The sequence below is a fragment of the Halomonas sp. 141 genome, from assembly GCF_002810305.1.
GTDB lineage: Bacteria > Pseudomonadota > Gammaproteobacteria > Pseudomonadales > Halomonadaceae > Vreelandella > Vreelandella stevensii.
Map to the genome: position 1 here is coordinate 1 of NZ_PINZ01000153.1, position 322 is coordinate 322.

Genomic DNA, 322 nt, shown 5'->3' on the forward strand with positions numbered 1-322 from the left:
GCCAAGTACCCCAGAGCCATGGAGTGCCTGGCCAAGGATCGGGAGGAGCTGCTGGCGTTCTATGACTACCCGGCAGAGCACTGGGTGCATATCCGCACCACCAACCCGATCGAGTCGACCTTCGCCACGGTCCGTCTACGGAGCAAGCGCAGCCGGAACTGCGGATCCCGGGCGACGACCCTGGCGATGGTCTTCAAGCTGCTCCAGAGCGCCGAGAAACGCTGGAAGCGCATCAAGGGGTTCAGCAAGCTGGAGCTGGTCGTGAACAACGTCCGGTTTCAGGATGGGGAGCAGGTAACCGATCAATCAGACAGGACTGCCG

The 322-nt window shown here is 62.1% G+C and carries 1 protein-coding gene; it reads left to right on the forward strand.

All coding sequences use genetic code 11. The features are described 5' to 3' along the window. A partial coding sequence (locus CWI66_RS17785) for a transposase (RefSeq protein ID WP_198517623.1) occupies window positions 1-322 on the forward strand: 322 nt, incomplete at both ends.